Source organism: Enterobacter sp. CC120223-11, from assembly GCF_900215375.1.
Classification (GTDB): domain Bacteria; phylum Pseudomonadota; class Gammaproteobacteria; order Enterobacterales; family Enterobacteriaceae; genus Scandinavium.
Genome location: NZ_OBEF01000012.1, coordinates 33,537 through 51,630, shown reverse-complemented (window position 1 = coordinate 51,630; position 18,094 = coordinate 33,537). Strand labels below are relative to the sequence as shown.

The 18,094-nt window shown below is 56.1% G+C and carries 18 protein-coding genes; 4 read left to right on the top strand and 14 right to left on the bottom strand.

The genetic code is table 11. The features are described 5' to 3' along the window. Positions 1 to 10 precede the first annotated feature (10 nt). Positions 11 to 1,093, bottom strand: a complete 1,083-nt coding sequence (alr, locus tag CRO87_RS14630) for an alanine racemase (protein WP_097163677.1) — start codon at positions 1,091 to 1,093, stop codon at positions 11 to 13. Positions 1,094 to 1,109: 16 nt separating this feature from the next. Next, on the bottom strand, positions 1,110 to 2,525 hold the full coding sequence (dnaB, locus tag CRO87_RS14625) for a replicative DNA helicase (protein WP_097163676.1): 1,416 nt from the start codon (positions 2,523 to 2,525) through the stop codon (positions 1,110 to 1,112). 75 nt (positions 2,526 to 2,600) lie between these two features. Here dnaB and CRO87_RS14620 point away from each other — a divergent pair, with 75 nt between their 5' ends. Then, entirely contained in the window at positions 2,601 to 3,584 is a 984-nt protein-coding gene (locus tag CRO87_RS14620; RefSeq protein WP_097163675.1) for a quinone oxidoreductase, read from the top strand. 169 nt (positions 3,585 to 3,753) lie between these two features. On the opposite strand, the gene pspG is transcribed toward CRO87_RS14620, so the two are convergent. The 4 genes from pspG to CRO87_RS14600 all read right to left on the bottom strand — a co-directional run bounded on the left by pspG (position 3,754) and on the right by CRO87_RS14600 (position 7,189). Further along, positions 3,754 to 3,996: an envelope stress response protein PspG gene (pspG, locus tag CRO87_RS14615; protein ID WP_097163674.1), complete on the bottom strand. Its 243-nt coding sequence runs from the start codon at positions 3,994 to 3,996 to the stop codon at positions 3,754 to 3,756. Positions 3,997 to 4,135: 139 nt separating this feature from the next. Then, positions 4,136 to 5,131 carry a tRNA dihydrouridine(20/20a) synthase DusA gene (dusA, locus tag CRO87_RS14610; RefSeq protein WP_097163673.1) on the bottom strand — a complete coding sequence of 332 codons (996 nt, stop codon included), beginning with the start codon at positions 5,129 to 5,131 and terminating at the stop codon, positions 4,136 to 4,138. An 81-nt stretch (positions 5,132 to 5,212) separates the two neighbouring features. Next, positions 5,213 to 6,523 (bottom strand): conjugal transfer protein TraF, encoded by a 1,311-nt coding sequence (gene traF, locus CRO87_RS14605; protein ID WP_097163672.1) that lies wholly within the window; start codon positions 6,521 to 6,523, stop codon positions 5,213 to 5,215. Between the two features lie 177 nt (positions 6,524 to 6,700). Then, positions 6,701 to 7,189, bottom strand: coding sequence for a cupin domain-containing protein (locus tag CRO87_RS14600; RefSeq protein ID WP_097163671.1), 489 nt, complete (start codon positions 7,187 to 7,189; stop codon positions 6,701 to 6,703). 112 nt (positions 7,190 to 7,301) lie between these two features. Between CRO87_RS14600 and zur the strand changes: the two genes are divergently transcribed. Continuing rightward, positions 7,302 to 7,823 (top strand): zinc uptake transcriptional repressor Zur, encoded by a 522-nt coding sequence (zur, locus tag CRO87_RS14595; protein WP_097163670.1) that lies wholly within the window; start codon positions 7,302 to 7,304, stop codon positions 7,821 to 7,823. A gap of 64 nt (positions 7,824 to 7,887) precedes the next feature. Here the strand turns inward: zur and CRO87_RS14590 are convergent, their stop codons facing one another. The 4 genes from CRO87_RS14590 to CRO87_RS14575 all read right to left on the bottom strand — a co-directional run bounded on the left by CRO87_RS14590 (position 7,888) and on the right by CRO87_RS14575 (position 10,734). Continuing rightward, entirely contained in the window at positions 7,888 to 8,097 is a 210-nt protein-coding gene (locus CRO87_RS14590; RefSeq protein ID WP_097163669.1) for a CsbD family protein, read from the bottom strand. A 146-nt stretch (positions 8,098 to 8,243) separates the two neighbouring features. Continuing rightward, on the bottom strand, positions 8,244 to 9,563 hold the full coding sequence (dinF, locus tag CRO87_RS14585; protein WP_097163668.1) for an MATE family efflux transporter DinF: 1,320 nt from the start codon (positions 9,561 to 9,563) through the stop codon (positions 8,244 to 8,246). An 84-nt stretch (positions 9,564 to 9,647) separates the two neighbouring features. Continuing rightward, the gene (gene lexA / locus CRO87_RS14580; RefSeq protein WP_097163667.1) at positions 9,648 to 10,256 is read right to left on the bottom strand and encodes a transcriptional repressor LexA; all 609 of its coding nucleotides are present in this window, start codon (positions 10,254 to 10,256) and stop codon (positions 9,648 to 9,650) included. A 109-nt stretch (positions 10,257 to 10,365) separates the two neighbouring features. Further along, entirely contained in the window at positions 10,366 to 10,734 is a 369-nt protein-coding gene (locus CRO87_RS14575) for a diacylglycerol kinase (RefSeq protein WP_097163666.1), read from the bottom strand. Between the two features lie 129 nt (positions 10,735 to 10,863). On the opposite strand from CRO87_RS14575, the gene plsB reads away from it, so the two are divergent. After that, positions 10,864 to 13,284 (top strand): glycerol-3-phosphate 1-O-acyltransferase PlsB, encoded by a 2,421-nt coding sequence (gene plsB, locus CRO87_RS14570; RefSeq protein WP_097163665.1) that lies wholly within the window; start codon positions 10,864 to 10,866, stop codon positions 13,282 to 13,284. 117 nt (positions 13,285 to 13,401) lie between these two features. Next, complete coding sequence (locus tag CRO87_RS14565; RefSeq protein ID WP_097163664.1) at positions 13,402 to 14,010, top strand: maltose acetyltransferase domain-containing protein; 609 nt, start codon at positions 13,402 to 13,404, stop codon at positions 14,008 to 14,010. 44 nt (positions 14,011 to 14,054) lie between these two features. Here CRO87_RS14565 and ubiA read toward each other — a convergent pair whose 3' ends face one another. The 4 genes from ubiA to CRO87_RS14545 all read right to left on the bottom strand — a co-directional run bounded on the left by ubiA (position 14,055) and on the right by CRO87_RS14545 (position 18,069). After that, entirely contained in the window at positions 14,055 to 14,924 is an 870-nt protein-coding gene (gene ubiA / locus CRO87_RS14560) for a 4-hydroxybenzoate octaprenyltransferase (RefSeq protein ID WP_097163663.1), read from the bottom strand. A gap of 13 nt (positions 14,925 to 14,937) precedes the next feature. Beyond that, complete coding sequence (gene ubiC, locus CRO87_RS14555) at positions 14,938 to 15,435, bottom strand: chorismate lyase (protein WP_097163662.1); 498 nt, start codon at positions 15,433 to 15,435, stop codon at positions 14,938 to 14,940. A gap of 189 nt (positions 15,436 to 15,624) precedes the next feature. Further along, positions 15,625 to 16,599: a maltose operon protein MalM gene (gene malM / locus CRO87_RS14550; RefSeq protein WP_097163661.1), complete on the bottom strand. Its 975-nt coding sequence runs from the start codon at positions 16,597 to 16,599 to the stop codon at positions 15,625 to 15,627. A gap of 117 nt (positions 16,600 to 16,716) precedes the next feature. Continuing rightward, positions 16,717 to 18,069 carry a maltoporin gene (locus CRO87_RS14545; protein ID WP_097163660.1) on the bottom strand — a complete coding sequence of 451 codons (1,353 nt, stop codon included), beginning with the start codon at positions 18,067 to 18,069 and terminating at the stop codon, positions 16,717 to 16,719. Positions 18,070 to 18,094 lie beyond the last annotated feature (25 nt).

Here is an 18,094-nt window from a genome sequence, read left to right as displayed (position 1 = left end):
AACGGGTAAATTACTCGTCGAGATACTTCATCGACACCCGTGACGTCAGACGCGTGATAAGTTCGTAAGCACTCACTTTCACCACTTCAGCGATGCGCTCAACCGGCAGGCCTTCACCCCACAGAATGACAGGATCGCCCGCTTTTTCGCAGGCTTCGGGGCCAAGATCGACGCAAATCATATCCATCGCTACGCGTCCTACAATCGGCACTTCGCGGCCGTTCACCAGCACGGGCGTGCCTGACGGCGCAGCGCGCGGGTAACCATCACCGTAGCCCATCGCCACCACGCCCAGGCGCGTATCGCGCTCGCTGGTCCAGGTGCCGCCGTAGCCCACGGGCTCTCCCGCTTTGTGATCGCGCACGGCAATCAGGCTTGAAGTCAGCGACATGACTGGCTGGAAGCCAAAATCCGTGCCCCACGGTTTTCCTTCGAGTGGCGATACGCCGTAAAGAATGATGCCCGGACGCACCCAGTCGAAATGGGATTGCGGGAACAGCAGAATGCCGCCAGACGCCGCGATAGAGCGCTGCCCCGACTTGCCTTCAGTGAAGGTCATGAAGATGTCGAGCTGCTGTTCAGTTGCACCGCATTCGGGCTCATCGGCACGCGCAAAGTGGCTGACCACATTGACCGGCTGGCGCACGTTTGTGCACTTACTCAGACGCTGGTAAAAGTTATTCGCCTCTTCAGGGCGCACGCCCAGGCGGTGCATGCCGGTGTCGAGCTTCATCCAGACAGTCACAGGTTCAGGCAGCGTGGCCTTTTCCAGCGCTTCCAGCTGCTCAAGATTGTGGATGGCGGTATGCATCCCCTGCACGGAGATCACCGGCAAATCTTCGGCGTTGAAGAAGCCTTCCAGCAGGAGAATGGGCTGAACGATACCGCCCGCCCGCAGGCGCAGCGCCTCTTCCAGGCGGGCGACGCCGAAAGCATCGGCATCGGGGAGCGTTCGCGCGGTCTCCAGAAGACCGTGTCCGTAGGCGTTCGCTTTCACGACCGCAACCAGTTTGCTGGCAGGGGCCAGTTCACGCAGGCGTTGCAGGTTGTGTCGCAGAGCGCGGCGGTTAATGACTACAGTTGCCGCTTGCATTTGAATTCCTTAGATATTACTCATCGTCATACTGAGGTCCGGCGTAGTTGTCGAAACGCGACCACTGTCCGTTAAAGGTCAGACGCACGGTACCGATCGGGCCGTTACGCTGTTTACCCAAAATGATTTCCGCGATCCCTTTCATGTCACTGTTCTCGTGATACACCTCATCACGGTAGATAAACATGATTAAGTCGGCATCCTGCTCGATGGAGCCGGACTCACGCAGGTCGGAGTTGACCGGACGTTTATCCGCACGCTGCTCCAGGGAACGGTTAAGCTGCGACAGCGCCACCACCGGCACCTGAAGCTCTTTCGCTAACGCTTTAAGCGAGCGAGAAATTTCCGCGATTTCTAGGGTACGGTTGTCCGACAGCGACGGCACGCGCATCAGCTGGAGGTAGTCGATCATAATGAGGCCGATGCCACCGTGTTCACGGGCGATTCTGCGCGCGCGGGAGCGCACTTCCGTTGGCGTCAGGCCGGAGGAATCGTCGATATAGATGTTACGTTTTTCCAGCAGAATGCCCATCGTGCCGGAAATGCGTGCCCAGTCTTCATCATCGAGCTGTCCGGTACGGATACGGGTCTGGTCGACGCGCGAAAGCGATGCGAGGGAGCGCATCATAATCTGTTCGGAGGGCATCTCGAGACTGAATATAAGTACCGGCTTATCTTGCAACATCGCCGCATTTTCAACGAGGTTCATTGCAAATGTGGTTTTACCCATCGACGGACGCGCCGCGACGATGATCAAGTCCGACGGCTGTAGTCCTGCGGTCTTTTTGTTGAGATCGTCATAGCCCGTATTCACGCCGGTAACACCGTCGTGCGGCTGCTGGAAAAGCTGTTCGATACGAGCGACGGTCGCATCGAGCACGTCGGCAATATTTCTTGGCCCTTCGTCTTTGTTCGCGCGGCTTTCGGCGATTTTAAACACGCGGGATTCGGCTAAATCCAGCAGGTCTTCACTGGTGCGGCCCTGCGGGTCAAAACCGGCTTCGGCGATCTCATTGGCGACCGAAATCATCTCACGCACGACGGCTCGTTCACGCACGATGTCTGCATAAGCGCTGATGTTCGCCGCACTTGGCGTATTTTTCGATAACTCTGCCAGATAGGCGAAGCCACCTACGCTGTCCAGCTGCCCTTCCCGCTCCAGCGATTCCGCAAGGGTGATAAGGTCAATCGGGCTGCCCGATTCCTGCAGGCGCGCCATCTCGGTAAAGATGTGGCGATGCGGGCGGGTGTAGAAATCTTCGGAGACAACGCGTTCGGCCACGTCATCCCAGCGCTCGTTATCCAGCATCAAACCGCCCAACACCGACTGTTCCGCTTCAATCGAGTGCGGCGGTACTTTCAGCCCGGCGACGATGGGATCGCGCTCGCGTGGCTCAGTCTGTTGTTTGTTGAAGGGTTTATTTCCTGCCATAGTGAATGGAGTTACCGGTTAAAGAGTGGGCCGTAAGATTATCATATCTGAGGCTCCTTCACATCTGGAGGAAAAATGGCAACGCGAATTGAATTTCACCAGCACGGTGGGCCTGAGGTGCTAAGCGCCGTGGACTTTACCCCTGCGGATCCCAAAGAAAATGAGGTCCAGGTAGAGAACAAGGCCATCGGCATTAACTACATCGACACCTATATCCGCAGCGGACTTTACCCACCGCCGTCTCTGCCAAGTGGCCTGGGTACGGAAGCGGCGGGCGTGGTGAGTAAAGTCGGCAGCGGCGTGAAGCACATTAAAGCGGGCGACCGCGTGGTGTATGCGCAATCCGCACTTGGCGCGTACAGCACCGTGCACAATGTGCCTGCCGATAAGGCAGCCATTCTGCCCGCCGCTATCTCTTACGAACAGGCGGCTGCCTCGTTCCTGAAAGGGCTGACGGTCTTCTACCTGCTGCGCAAAACCCACGAAATCAAGCCTAACGAGCCGTTTCTGTTCCATGCCGCCGCCGGGGGCGTGGGCCTGATCGCCTGCCAGTGGGCAAAAGCGCTGGGCGCGCAGCTGATTGGCACCGTCGGCTCGCCACAAAAAGCGCAGCGTGCATTGCAGGCCGGCGCCTGGCAGGTGATCAACTATCGCGAGGAAAACCTCGTGGAGCGTGTGAAAGAGATTACCCACGGCAAAAAACTGCGCGTGGTGTATGACTCCGTGGGCAAGGACACCTGGGAAGCCTCCCTCGACTGCCTGCAACGCCGCGGCCTGATGGTCAGCTTCGGCAACTCTTCCGGCGCGGTGACGGGCGTGAACCTCGGTATTCTGAATCAAAAAGGTTCGCTGTACGTCACCCGCCCTTCGCTCCAGGGCTACATCACCACCCGCGAAGAACTGCAGGAAGCCAGCAACGAGCTGTTTTCACTCATCGCCAGTGGCGTTATCAAAGTGGATGTGGCGGAGAGTCAGAAGTTTGCCCTGAAAGATGCGCGCAAAGCGCATGAAACGCTGGAGAGTCGGGCGACGGAAGGGTCGAGTTTACTCATTCCTTAACGGCAATGCTGACAAAGAATTAGGGCTTCCCGTGGGAAGCCCTTTCTTTTTTTATCGTTCGCTGTATGTAGGGTACAGCGCGATGAATTCGTTATCGCACTAAGAATGACAGATTTATGACGAACTGCCTACGCCGCCCTTCTCAGGTTGTGACCCAACCCGCACTCCCTTAATAACGCCAGCGATCGTCCCGGCGATACTGCGGCACTTTTGGCGCTTTTACCGCACGGATGATCCATACCACGGCGATGGCCAGCAGCAGCCACGGCAGCAGTTTGATCATCATTGCCAACAGGCCGCCAAAAAACATCAGCACGGTTGCCACGACAATCGCCGCCAGAATGCCCAGCACCGACACACCCGTTACCAGCAGCATGACAAAGAATCCGATGATAAAGAGCAGTTCAAACATGGCATTTTCCCCTTAAAAATAACCCACTGCCTTTTTCATTACAAAAATCATGCCAGAGTGTAAATGGTTGAATAAAAACGAAAACGCCTCGCAGCACAGTGCGAGGCGTGGTCAATCTGACTAACTTTTAGCGAATATTTTAGCGCTTGTTCGCCACTAACTGCAGCGCCTGCTCGAGCACTTCAATATCCGCGCCCGCTTTATGCGCATTCTCGCTCAGGTAACGACGCCACTGGCGTGCGCCAGGAATCCCCTGGAAAAGGCCGAGCATATGGCGGGTCACGTGGCCCAGATAAGTGCCATTGCTCAGTTCGCGTTCAATGTACGGATACATCGCGCGCACCACGGCAACCGGGTCGGGGTCAGCGGTATTCACACCAAAAATTTCGCGATCGACGGACGCCAGAATACCCGGGTTCTGATACGCTTCGCGGCCCACCATCACGCCGTCCATATGCTCCAGATGCGCTTTGGTTTCTTCCAGCGACTTGATACCGCCGTTGATGGACATTGTCAGATGCGGAAAATCACGCTTGAGCTGATAAACGCGCGGGTAGTCCAGCGGAGGAATTTCACGGTTCTCTTTCGGACTCAGGCCGGAGAGCCACGCTTTACGGGCGTGGATGATAAACATTTCGCACTCGCCGTGGCCGGACACGGTATTGATAAAGTCGCAGAGAAACTCGTAGCTGTCCTGATCGTCGATGCCGATACGGGTCTTCACCGTCACAGGAATCGACACGACGTCGCGCATCGCTTTCACGCAGTCAGCCACCAGCTGTGCGTTGCCCATCAGGCACGCGCCGAACATCCCGTTTTGTACGCGATCGGACGGACAACCCACGTTGAGGTTGATCTCATCGTAGCCGCGCTCTTCTGCCAGTTTCGCACAATGGGCCAGCGCCGCCGGATCGCTACCGCCAAGCTGCAACGCGACCGGATGCTCTTCCTCGCTGTAAGCCAGATAGTCGCCCTTGCCATGAATGATCGCCCCGGTGGTCACCATTTCGGTATACAGCAGCGTGTGGCGGGACAGCTGGCGCAGGAAGTAACGGCAGTGTCTGTCCGTCCAGTCGAGCATGGGCGCGATGGAGAAACGGTGGGCAGGGTAAGCAGTGCGGGTATCTGGCAGCATGGCGAAATTATGAGCGTTTATGAAAAAAGGGCGGCTACTATAGCATAAAGATAAAATGGAGGCGCGAAGCCTCCGTGATTGTCAGAACGTCAGGCCCAGCTGGACGCCAGCGCCCCAGGTTTGATCCTCACCGTAAAGGCCCATCAAATCGACGTGAACGGTGTTCATCGGCGCAAAACCAACGCCTGCGGTGAACACATTGCTGTCGTTGCCCTTCACATCCGCACGATAACCCGCACGCACCGCCAGCCAGCTCAGTGGCGTCACTTCCGCCCCGACGCCAACATACTGTGAATTGTCTTCACTCTTGAAGCCTTTGGTTTCTGTAAGATCGCCGTCAGCGGTCAGCGTCAGCAAATCGGTGTGCCATGCGACACCCGCCGTCACCAACGGGCGAATCTGATAAGTATCTTTGTAATTGGTGGTGACGCCCGTTGTGCCGTTGGTGATGCGCACATCTTTGGTATCGATATCGCGAGACATCAGGTTCTGCCCGCTCAGGCCCACCGTCCAGTTTTCGCCGAAATCTGCCGCTATACCGACATCGACGTTAAAACCAGTATCGTCATTGCGGTACTTATCCTTCTTCCAGTCGTCACTGTGATAGTTATCGATGGAGGTGGTGTAGTTATAAAGCCAGGTTTGCTGCAATTTCGGCGTGACGCCGAGCGATACCGGCACGCCGCCAATATCGAATTTTCGGGCAATCGCAATCCCATAATCAGAAACAATCGCCGCTTTACCGGAAGCCGTTGAATTGAGGTTGTTGGTGAGTTGGTCGCTGCCGTTGATCAACGCCCCGGCGGCCTGCCCGGCAGCAAACGCATCGGAGTTCTGGATGTTGCGCAGGTAGTCGATATCGCTTTGGTCTATGTTCGAGCTGACGCGGGCGTGCGCATAAGCTTTGGTGACGAACGCCAGAGACACGGCCGAGGTCGGTACGCTCACCGCAATCCCTGCCCCCGCGTTCGCGCGAGCCGTTTTGCCGCGCAGATCTTCCAGTTGGCCCGCCAGATCGCCCGCTGCGCTCTGGAACTGATTCATCGTGCCTTGCGGATCCAGCAAGATCCCCGTTGGCGTCAGGTTATCAATAACGTTTTCGTAGCGATCGATATCGTTACTGATGTCATCAATTTGATCGCGAAGATTGTCTTTGTCGGTAATCTGCGCCCCCACGGAAGGAATAACGACAGAGACATCATCATCCGGCTGGGACTTCGCCAACAGCGCGGGGTTAATCATCACCGCGCTGCCGTAGTTCGCCGACGCCACGCCGGTTCCGCCCATGGCGTCATTTCTTGCCTCTGACCAGGTGTTGGCCGCTCCCGCCTGATTTGCCATTAACAGTGATACTGCCGCTGACACCACTGAATATCTGAATGTTTTATTCACAAGTTTCTCGTTATTTGCAGATGAAGTTTATCCCACTCCAGTTATGCGCTGGAAAGGGCCGAACTATTGCTGTGAATAACGATGTAAAAGACGCCTTATTGGCCGATTTAAGTTAGGAAGAGCGCCGTTATCAGAATTGGAATAGAGGGCGCCCTTCACTATTTATAGAAGAGAATGCTATTTCTGCGAGGGCTTGCCGTCGTGCGGGCCGAAGAACTGCGGGGGATGATCGACCCAGCGGTCCTGCCGCGTGGCCGCATACTCCTGATTTAACGGGTAGTAAATGCGGTTGTGTTTCTTATTCGCCTCTCCTACCACAATCAGATTTACCTCAGTATCACTGTTATTAATAAAGGTGTGACACACACCGGTTCCGGCTGGAAAACCCACACAATCACCCGGCTCTAATTGCCACAAATAACCGTTAATCCATGCCTGTGGACGGCCCTCAATAACATAAATAAATTCTTCCTCATCACTTTCTGCGTGGGGATATGAGGTGCGTCTGCCTGGCGGAATACGTTCGTGGTGAATGCCGATATGCCTTAACCCCAGCTTACGGGCCAGTGGCGCACCGATGGAGAACAGCTCACTGCTGTCGGGGTAGGTGGAATCATCCGGCTCTTCGAGTTCACGCCAGTGACGAATACAGTCTGGTCTTTTCATCGTGTTTCCTCAGAAGGTTACGCGTCAGGTATAGCACACTCGGGGAGATATCGGTGTTTCAGTCATAACATGGTAAAGTAGGCGTTTACTTCATACCCGATCCGAGGCGCCTATGGACAAGACCACTCCACAAGACATGCTCGTGCAGGCCGAAAAGCTCTGTACCCAACGTGGCGTTCGTCTGACCCCTCAGCGCCTCGAAGTCTTACGCCTGATGACCCTGCAACAGGGCGCTATCAGCGCTTATGACCTGCTGGATTTGCTCAAAATCAGCGAACCGCAGGCGAAACCGCCGACCGTCTACCGCGCGCTGGAATTCTTACTCGAGCAGGGGTTCGTGCATAAAGTAGAGTCCACCAACAGTTACGTGCTCTGCCATCTCTTTGATAAACCCTCGCATACTTCGGCGATGTTTATCTGCGATCGCTGTGGCGTGGTGAAGGAAGAAGCGGCGGACGGCGTGGAAGATATCATGCATACGCTGTCGGCCCGGATGGGGTTTGCGCTGCGTCATAATGTGATTGAAGCGCACGGGTTGTGCTCTGCATGTGTAGAAGTGGAGTCCTGCCGCACGCAGGACTGCTGCGGCCACGATCATACGATTCAGATTAAAAGAAAGCCGGGCCAGAAATAAGAGCGGGCGGCTCTGAGCCGCCCTGAGGGTTGTACTTCCTTGTACGCACGGGTAGTGCTTTCGGTTACCAGCGGTAATCGTTGCGGGTTTCCCAGTCTTTGACCTCTTTCTCGGCCTGATCTTTCGCGTATCCGTAACGCTCCTGGATTTTCCCGACCAGCTGGTCGCGCTTACCTTCGATGACGGTGAAGTCATCATCGGTGAGCTTACCCCATTTCTCTTTCACTTTACCTTTGAGCTGTTTCCAGTTACCGCCGATTTCGTCTTTATTCATAATACTTTCCTCATCGTTCGGTGGAGCAGAGTGAAATAACGTCGTCCGTAATACCTGTTTCTGCTGGACGTGAGATTCAGTATAGGTAAGGATTTTGCCTTTCAGGAATTATTCAGAATCTTTAACCATCTGGAGAAATAAAATCCCTACGAAAACCAGGTGCCGTGCTGCCAGTGACGCCGCCAGATCCACGCCAGCGACAGGCCGCGAAGCCCAAGGAACACCGCCAGCGACAGCCACAGGCCATGGTTACCAAGAACGGGCACGCTCAGCAGCGTAACAGCGAAACCTGCCGCCGCGACCGCCATGCTGTTACGCATTTCCGCCCCGCGCGTCGCGCCGATAAACATGCCGTCCAACAGATAGCACCACACGCCAATCACCGGTAAAACGACCTGCCAGATAACGTAGCGGTCAGCCAGCTCCCTTAACGAAGGAATGGACGTCAGCATGGCAACGATATGTTCCCCGGCGAGGGCGTAGATCAACGCAAAGGCCAGCGCCACCAGCCCGGACTGCCGACAGGCCGCTTTCCAGACGTGCAGCAGCTGGCTGTCATCCTTCGCACCAAATGCTTGCCCGGAATGTGCCTCTACCGCATAGGCAAAGCCGTCCAGCGCGTAGGCCGTGAAGGTGAGCATCGTCATCAGCACGGCGTTGACGGCCACAATATCGCTGCCAAGCCTTGCGCCATAGATCGTCAACGCGCCAAAGCAGAGCTGCAGCAACAGCGAGCGCAGCATGATGTCGCGGTTCAGCGCCAGCAGGCGGCGAATATTGCCGCGCCAGGCGTCTTTCAGTTGCGCCAGGGAAATCCCCCGCAGGTGCAGCACACGCCGCACCATCAGCAGGCCGATGAAGAAAGTGGCGTATTCGGCACACACCGTAGCCAGCGCCGCGCCCTGCACGTTCATATGCAGGCCCATTACCAGCCACAAATCGAGCACGATATTCAGCACGTTACCGACAACCAGCAGAATCACTGGCGCACGCGCATACTGCACGCCAAGCAGCCAGCCCAGCAGCACCAGGTTTGCCAGCGAGGCGGGCGCGCTCAGCCAGCGAATTGAGAGGAAACGTCGCGCCTGTTCGAGCACCGCATCGCTACCGCCGACAATGTGCAGCGCAAGATCGATAAGCGGCGTACGCAATAGCACGATGGCAAGGCCCGCGCCGAGAGCCAGCAGCAGCGGCTGCACCAGCGCCCGCGCCAGACGAACAGGGTCTTTGGCGCCATAGGCCTGAGCGGTGAGGCCGGTGGTGCTCATACGCAGGAAAAGCAGCAGCATAAACAGGAAACTGGTCGCCATGGAGCCGACCGCCACGCCGCCGAGGTAAACGGGGCTGTCGAGATGGCCGATCACGGCTGTATCTACCAGCCCAAGCAGCGGGACGGTGATGTTGGAGAAAATCATTGGCAGCGCAAGACGCCACAATGCTTTGTCTGCAGCGGTGAAGAGCGACATGAAAAACCTGTGATAATGCGTTGGTAGAGAGAAGTGGCGCCTGAACAGCGCCACTGAAAACTTGATGGGACTACGCCGAAGGCATTACAGCCATTCGCCGTTGCGGATCACGCCGACCGCCAGCCCTTCGATGGAGAAGCTCTGCTCGCGCAGATTCACCACAATCGGGGAAAACTCGCTGTTCTCAGGCAGCAGCTCAACGGTGCTGCCCTGCTTTTTCAGGCGCTTCACCGTGACTTCATCGTCGATGCGCGCCACGACAACCTGGCCGTTACGCACGTCCTGGGTTTTGTGCACCGCCAGCAGATCGCCATCCAGAATACCGATGTCACGCATCGACATACCGCTGACGCGTAGGAGGAAATCGGCGCTCGGTTTAAACATGGACGGATCGACCTGATAATGGCCTTCAATATGCTGCTGTGCCAGCAGTGGTTCGCCTGCCGCTACGCGGCCAATCAGCGGGATGCCGGACTCTTCTTCAACCAGCAGACGAATACCGCGAGAAGCACCGGAGACAATCTCGATCGCGCCTTTACGCGCCAGCGCTTTCAGATGCTCTTCAGCCGCGTTCGGTGACTTGAACCCCAGGCGCTGCGCAATTTCCGCACGCGTTGGTGGCATGCCCGTCTGGCTGATGTGATCCCGGATAAGATCGAACACCTCTTGCTGCCTGGTCGTTAACGCTTTCATTCCGCCCCCTGGGTGTATATACAGTTATGCTGTGAGTATATACAGTCAATGGCGATTTTGGAACCGCTAAACGCACAAAAAACCAGACATTTGCCTCATTCTGCGGGCGTTATCGGAAATGTGACCACAGCAGCGTCGCCCAGGTGATGACCGCAACGAAAATCGACAGCAGCACTGCGGCAGACCCCATATCTTTGGCGCGCCCGGACAGCTCGTGGCGTTCGGTGCCGATGCGATCGACCACCGCCTCAATCGCGCTGTTTAAAATTTCCACTATCATCACCAGAAGGACTGAGCCAATCAGCAGTACACGGGTGATGGCATCCACATCCAGCCAGCAGGCAAGGATCACCGCGATAATAGCGACGGTGCCCTCCTGGCGGAAAGCCGCTTCGTTTTGCCACGCGGCACGAAAACCTTTCCAGGAATAGCCTGCTGCTTTAACGATTCGGGTGAGCCCGGTGGTATCATTAGCCATCAAAAGAACCTTTTACATTATTTAGCGTCAATGTCACTGCGCGCCGGGCGTACCAGAACAGATATTCTGTGCACTTTCTGTTATCCTTGCGGCGCATTTGCATGATTAACCAGAGGCTTTACATCGTTTATGTCTGGCTGGCCACGAATTTACTATAAATTACTGAATTTACCATTAAGCGTACTGGTAAAAAGTAAGTCCATTCCGGCAGAACCTGCCCAGGAACTGGGACTCGATACGTCACGTCCTATTATGTACGTTCTGCCGTATAACTCGAAGGCAGATCTGCTGACTTTACGCGCCCAGTGTCTGGCGCACGATCTCCCGGACCCGCTGGAGCCGCTGGAAATCGACGGTACCGTGCTGCCGCGCTACGTGTTCATTCACGGCGGGCCGCGCGCGTTCACCTATTACACGCCAAAAGAAGAGTCGATCAAGCTGTTCCACAACTATCTGGACCTGCACCGCAGCAATCCGGATCTCGATGTGCAGATGGTACCGGTTTCGGTCATGTTTGGCCGCTCTCCGGGTCGCGAAAAAGGCGACACCAACCCGCCGCTGCGCATGATGAACGGCTTCCAGAAGTTCTTTGCCGTCACCTGGCTTGGTCGCGACAGCTTTGTGCGCTTCTCGCCTTCCGTGTCACTGCGCCGCATGGCCACAGAACACGGCACCGATAAGATTATCGCCCAGAAACTGGCCCGCGTGGCGCGTACCCACTTTGCGCGTCAGCGTCTGGCTGCCGTTGGCCCACGTCTGCCTGCACGCCAGGATCTCTTCAACAAGCTGCTGGCATCCAAAGCGATTGCCCGCGCGGTGGAAGACGAAGCGCGCAGCAAGAAAATTTCCCACGAGAAAGCCCAGCAGAACGCCATCGCGCTGATGGAAGAGATTGCGGCCAACTTCTCGTATGAAATGATTCGCCTGACCGACCGCGTGCTCGGCTTCACCTGGAACCGGTTGTATCAGGGCATCAACGTCAATAACGCCGAGCGCGTGCGCCAGCTGGCCCACGACGGTCACGAAATCGTCTATGTGCCCTGCCACCGCAGCCACATGGACTATATGCTGCTGTCCTACGTGCTTTACCACCAGGGCCTGGTTCCGCCGCACATCGCCGCGGGCATCAACCTGAACTTCTGGCCAGCGGGCCCGATTTTCCGCCGCCTGGGTGCGTTCTTTATTCGTCGTACCTTCAAGGGCAACAAGCTCTACTCTACGGTGTTCCGCGAATACCTCGGCGAGCTGTTCAGCCGTGGCTATTCCGTTGAATACTTTGTGGAAGGCGGGCGCTCTCGCACCGGTCGTTTGCTGGATCCAAAAACCGGCACCCTGTCGATGACCATTCAGGCCATGCTGCGCGGCGGCACCCGTCCTATCACGCTGGTGCCTATCTACATTGGCTACGAGCACGTGATGGAAGTGGGCACCTACGCCAAAGAGCTGCGTGGCGCGACGAAAGAGAAAGAGAACCTGCCGCAGATGCTGAAAGGCCTGAGCAAGCTGCGCAATCTCGGCCAGGGCTACGTCAACTTCGGCGAACCGATGCCGCTGATGACTTACCTGAACCAGCACGTGCCTGAATGGCGCGAGTCTATCGACCCGATTGAGTCCATTCGTCCGGCCTGGCTGACGCCAACGGTGAACAACATCGCCGAAGACCTGATGGTGCGTATTAACAACGCAGGCGCGGCGAATGCCATGAACCTGTGCTGTACCGCGCTGCTGGCATCGCGTCAGCGCTCCTTAACGCGCGAACAGCTGACCGAACAGCTTGAGTGTTACCTGCAGCTGATGCGCAACGTGCCGTATTCGCCGGATGCAACGGTGCCGACAGTGAGCGCCAGCGATCTTATCGATCACGCGTTGCAGATGAACAAGTTTGAGGTCGAGAAAGACACCATCGGCGACATCATCATTCTGCCGCGCGAGCAGGCGGTGCTGATGACCTACTATCGCAACAACATCACGCATATGCTGATGATTCCGTCGCTGCTGGCCGCCATTATCACTCAGCATCGCAAAATCTCCCGCGAAGCGCTGGTGCATCACGTCGAAGCGCTCTACCCGATGCTGAAGGCCGAGCTGTTCCTGCGCTGGGAAAAAGCCGAGCTGGCGGGCGTGATTGACCAGTTGCTGGCAGAAATGCAACGTCAGTCGCTGGTCGCTATCGACAATGACGACGTTCGCGTGAACCCGTCTCACTCCCGCACGCTGCAGCTTCTGGCCGCCGGTGCACGTGAAACGCTGCAACGCTATGCCATCACCTTCTGGCTGCTGAGCGCCAACCCGTCCATCAACCGCAGCACGCTGGAAAAAGAGAGCCGCACCCTGGCTCAGCGTCTGTCGGTGCTGCACGGCATTAACGCACCGGAGTTCTTCGACAAAGCCGTGTTCAGTACCCTGGTGCTGACGCTCCGCGACGAAGGCTACATCAGCGATACCGGCGATGCCGAACCTGCTGAGACGATGAAAATCTACCAGATGCTGGCGGAGCTCATCACCTCGGATGTTCGACTGACGATTGAAAGCGCCAGTCAGGATAACTGACAGAAAACGCAATAAAAAAGCCGGGGAATCCCGGCTTTTTTGCGTCTGGCTACTTGCCTTTTCGGGACAAGTTTTGCCATAAAGAAGCACATTCTTTTCAGGAGCCCGGAGAGCCGCATGTCGATGAGAGAACGCATGACCAAAGGACAGCTGTTTACGGATATGTGTGAAGGCCTGCCCGAAGAGAGGCTGCGCGGTAAAGAGTTGATGCACGACTTCAACCACACCCGGCCATCAGAGGAAGCCAGAAGGATTAGCCTGCTTCAGGAAATGTTCGGCAAAGTGGGCAAAAACCCGTGGATAGAGCCGCCCGTCCATTTCGCCTACGGCAGTCATATTACGTTAGGGGATAATTTCTACGCCAATTTTAACCTGACCATCATCGATGACTGTCAGGTCACCTTCGGCAATGACGTGTTCATCGGCCCGAACGTCACTATCACCGTCACCGGCCACCCCATAGATGCCGAATTAAGAAATACCGGACAGAAATATGCTTTCCCCGTGACCATCGGGAACAACGTCTGGATAGGCAGCCGTGCGGTGATAAACCCGGGCGTGACGATTGGCGATAACAGCGTGATTGGTTCGGGCAGCGTCGTCACCCGTGATATTCCTGCCAATGTGGTTGCCGCAGGCGTGCCTTGTAAAGTGCTTCGTCCCGTTGGAGACAGAGACAAAGAGTTTTACTTCCGCGAGAGGACCATTGCCGAAGGAAAGCTGTGAGTGCCGAAAAGATAAGCCCGGGCGATTTCCCCGGGCCCGATGCATCAGAGCAGATAACTCATCGCCAGCCCGATGAACAGCACCAGTCCGACGTAGTTATTGTTTAAGAACGCCTTAAAGCAGGCGTCGCGTTCGCGGTCTTTGATCAGCTTCTGCTGGTAAATAAACAGCGCCCCGGCGATGAAAATCGACCAGTAAAACTCCCAGTGCAGCCCGCTCAGCCAGCCCACTGCGGCCATCAGCGCCAGGGTCATCACCTGCAATATGCCGATGATCAGCTTGTCGTTTTTACCAAACAGAATGGCCGTCGATTTCACGCCGATTTTTAAATCATCATCCCTATCGACCATTGCATACTGTGTGTCGTAGGCCACGGCCCAGCAGATATTGGCGATGAACATCAGCCAGCAGCTGAGCGGCAGCGCTTCGCTCACGGCGGCATAGGCCATCGGAATGGACCAGCCGAATGCCGCGCCAAGCACCACCTGCGGCAGATGGGTGTAGCGCTTCATAAACGGGTAAACCCACGCCAGCGCCAGGCCCACGACCGACAGCAAAATGGTCATGGTGTTGAGCGTCAGCACCAGCAGGAACGACACCAGCACCAGCACGGAGAAGACGATTCTCGCCTCTTTTTCACTCACGTCGCCGCTCGGGAGCGGACGATGGGCGGTGCGCTTCACGTGGCCGTCGAATTTGCGATCGGCATAGTCGTTGACGACGCAGCCCGCGGCGCGCATCGACCAGACGCCCGCGATAAACACCAGCAAAATCCACAGTGGTGGAATGCCCGGGGTCGCCACCCAGAGTGCCCACAGCGTCGGCCACAGCAGCAGCAGCGCGCCAATCGGTTTGTCGGTTCGCATCAGGCGGTGATAGGCCAGCAGCTTATGCTGCGTCAGACTCCACTCCATTCTTCTTTTCCTCTCAATACAGCGGCGATGCAGGTAAAAACAGCTCGGTTAACAGCAGAGGCTTGCCGCTCAGGCGAAGGCGGGAACGACGCCCCCACAGCTCTGCATCTTTACCGACTTCAATAAAATCACGGGTTAAGGTGGATGAGGTAAACAGATAGCGACCCAGCGGCGTGGTGCCGAGCTGCTGAAGCTGAAGCTCCGGCCCGTTGAGGGTGGATTCAGGCACCACCGTACGCCCGGCAAGCCAGGGTTCGCCATCGGCGCAGAGTAAAATTTCACGCAGCCAGTAGCGCGGCTCTTTCGGCAGGAGCGCCAGCTCCTCAACAACCTCATCTTGTCCGACAAAATCTTCCCGGACCAGCGTCACGGTGACGCGTTTTCCCTGCTGCTCAAAGCGTTTGGTCATGGAATCTTCCAGCAGCAGCCAGTCGCGCAGCTCTGCGTCGAGTTCCGGAAGGGTTGTGTAATAGCGTAACGCACGCAGCTGCGTCAGCGCAGGGTGTGACATGCCAGACTCTCCGATACATAACTTATCGGCATTGTATCTTAGAAAAGCGCTGCGGGGAGGAAGAAACGCGAATATACGATCTTCTGCGCAACAGCGATGCAATACCGGCTGCTGCGACAGAAAAAACGGTGCGCCCGAGTGGACGCACCGAATGGCTATAGCCTAAACATCAGCAATGTGGGGAGACTTTCACCCCTTGCCTTTTACACTACTGATAAAGGTGGAACGTGCAGAAGTCGAACCGAGGCGCTCGGCTTCGTTTAACAGCTTCAGGGCTTTGTCGATGTTGCCCTCATTTACGGCTTGCTTAATGGCATTATTGAAGTAGCTTTCGGTGTCATTGAGAACAGGCTCACTCTTCGCCGCCGGTGCCGCAGCCGCGGAAGCGGCAACAGGCGCAGCGACTGCGGTGGCAGCAACCGGGGCAGCTGCCGGAGCGCTGTAGACCGGAGCAGTCGTATTACCGACCATTACCGGGCTTGGGCTGGAAGAGCCAAACAACGGCCCGACAAGAATGCTGGAAGAGGAATTCGTTTTGACTTTCAGTTTCAGTGTGCCGTCAGTAACGTGACGCGCAATAGGATCCGGGATGTCTGGTACCGCATTGCCGTTACCTTTGGCATAGGCTTTGGCAGGATCAACCATCTGAGTGGTTTGCTGCAGATCCTTCGGAGTGGTAAACACCAGCACATAAATTTTCTGCTGACCCAGTGCAGGCGTTAAACGCATTACGCCTTCCAGGCGATTGGCGCTCATGACGCCCGGCTCCTGATAGGCAAAATAGCTGCTCGGGAAGTACGCCGATGGCGTCATGTTTTGATCAAGAATCAGCACGTTTGGTGCATAAACACGTGCATCTTTATTCACTTCACTGGTAAGCGTGATGTTCAGCTCGCCAATGTTCGCAGGCACGCTGTATGCCGCTACGGGGCCGGAAATTCCCGCTACGTTAAGCTGTTGGCCACCACCGGACAGATCGGTGTTTTGCGTTTTAGACTGATCGACAGGCGTCCAGACTAGCTGCTGCAAGGCAGACGCAGGTATAGCCGGTGCGGCAGAGGTATTCTGCGGGACGAAATTCACTTCTGCGAAGCTGACTGCCGGTACGCTTGTCAACAGACCAGCGGAGAGGCACAGCGCGATGAGACTTTTGTTCATTTTCATTTTATTGACCTCAAAGACAGGGCTCAGCGGTAGCCAGGCAATAGCGCGCTGAGTCTAAAACAGAGGGGCTTTCGCCCCTCTTTATTTGGCATAACAGTGGGTTAAATCAAATTCAACTTACCACCAGATTTCCATCTGGGCACCGAAGCTCCACTCATCGGAGTCACCACGGCCGAAGCCAGCGGTCTGCATACCGAAGTTAGAGTTGTAGTTGGCATTGTTGGTTGCCGGGCTACCACTCGTGTCGTAACCCCATTTCTCATCCCACTTCGCATAGGTTGCGAAGACGCGGATTGCCGGACGGGACCAGATGCTGTCGCCCGCCTGCCACTGCTGGGCCAGGGTGATTTTGTACTGGTTGTTGGTGTCGCCGGTGTTCTGGGATTTGACGTTGTCGTAGCCCACTTCCAGCAGGGTGCTCATGATTGGCGTCCATTTGTACATTGGGCGCACGCCCACGGTGTACCACTTGGTGCCGTTGTTGTTATCCCAGTTGATGTCCTGGTACATACCGACGTACATCAGGTCCCAGCTGTCGCCCAGGGAGATTGCGCCGTGGTCGAGGATACGCAGCAGGTGGCCGTTGTTGTTGATGCCGTAAGCGAACAACTGGCCATCTTCATCATTACCCAAACCTATGCCTGCGCCCTGAGACTGGCCTTTACCCTGAGAAGTCATGGCGTCAGTGGCGTACTGCACCACGAACTTGTTAAAGCCTTTCAGCATGCTCTGGGTGTGTTCAGCGGTGAACATCCAGCCGTCTTTGGACGCTTTTGGCTGCAGGTAGTAATCATCGTTGACGTTGGTATGGCCGTAGTCAACGCCCAGTTCCAGAGTACCGCCTGGGTTGATTTCCATCTGACCTAAACGCACGTCAAACACGTCGTTCGAAGTTGGCAGAGTGTAATCACGCAACTGTTGGCTGGCGAAAGCAGAAGAACCACCGGCTTCGGTAGAACGGGTTGCCGCAAAGGAGAGTTTACCAACGCCAACATCAATGTTTTCCAGACCTGCGCCCGGACCGGAGATATCCCAGTAGTAGAAGTCGATCATGTGCACGTCATGACGCTGATAGAAGCGCTTACCGGCCCACATGTTGGCGCCTGGCAGAGCGTCGATCAGGTTTTTACCCACGACGTTAAATTCACGGATTGCTGGCGTGGTGCCGTTCTCCCAGTCGTTCAACTGAGGAGAGGTATAGGCAATGTTGGAGTCGAAATAGAAGCTCTTATCCGCTTCTTTCCACACTTCCTGGCCTAATTTAATTTCGGCGTAGGTTTCGCACTCGTTACCCAGACGGTATTTAGACTGTGCACCAGTCGCCTGGAAACACTGTTGTGGGCCGCCGCTACCGGTCCAGCCGATACCCGAACGGGCGTAACCTTTAAAATCGACAGCGCCCGCGTGCGCAGACAGGATGCCTGCAGTCACGGCGATCGCCAGTGGAAGTTTGCGCAGAGTAATCATCATTCTATCTCCTGAGACCATTGCTTTT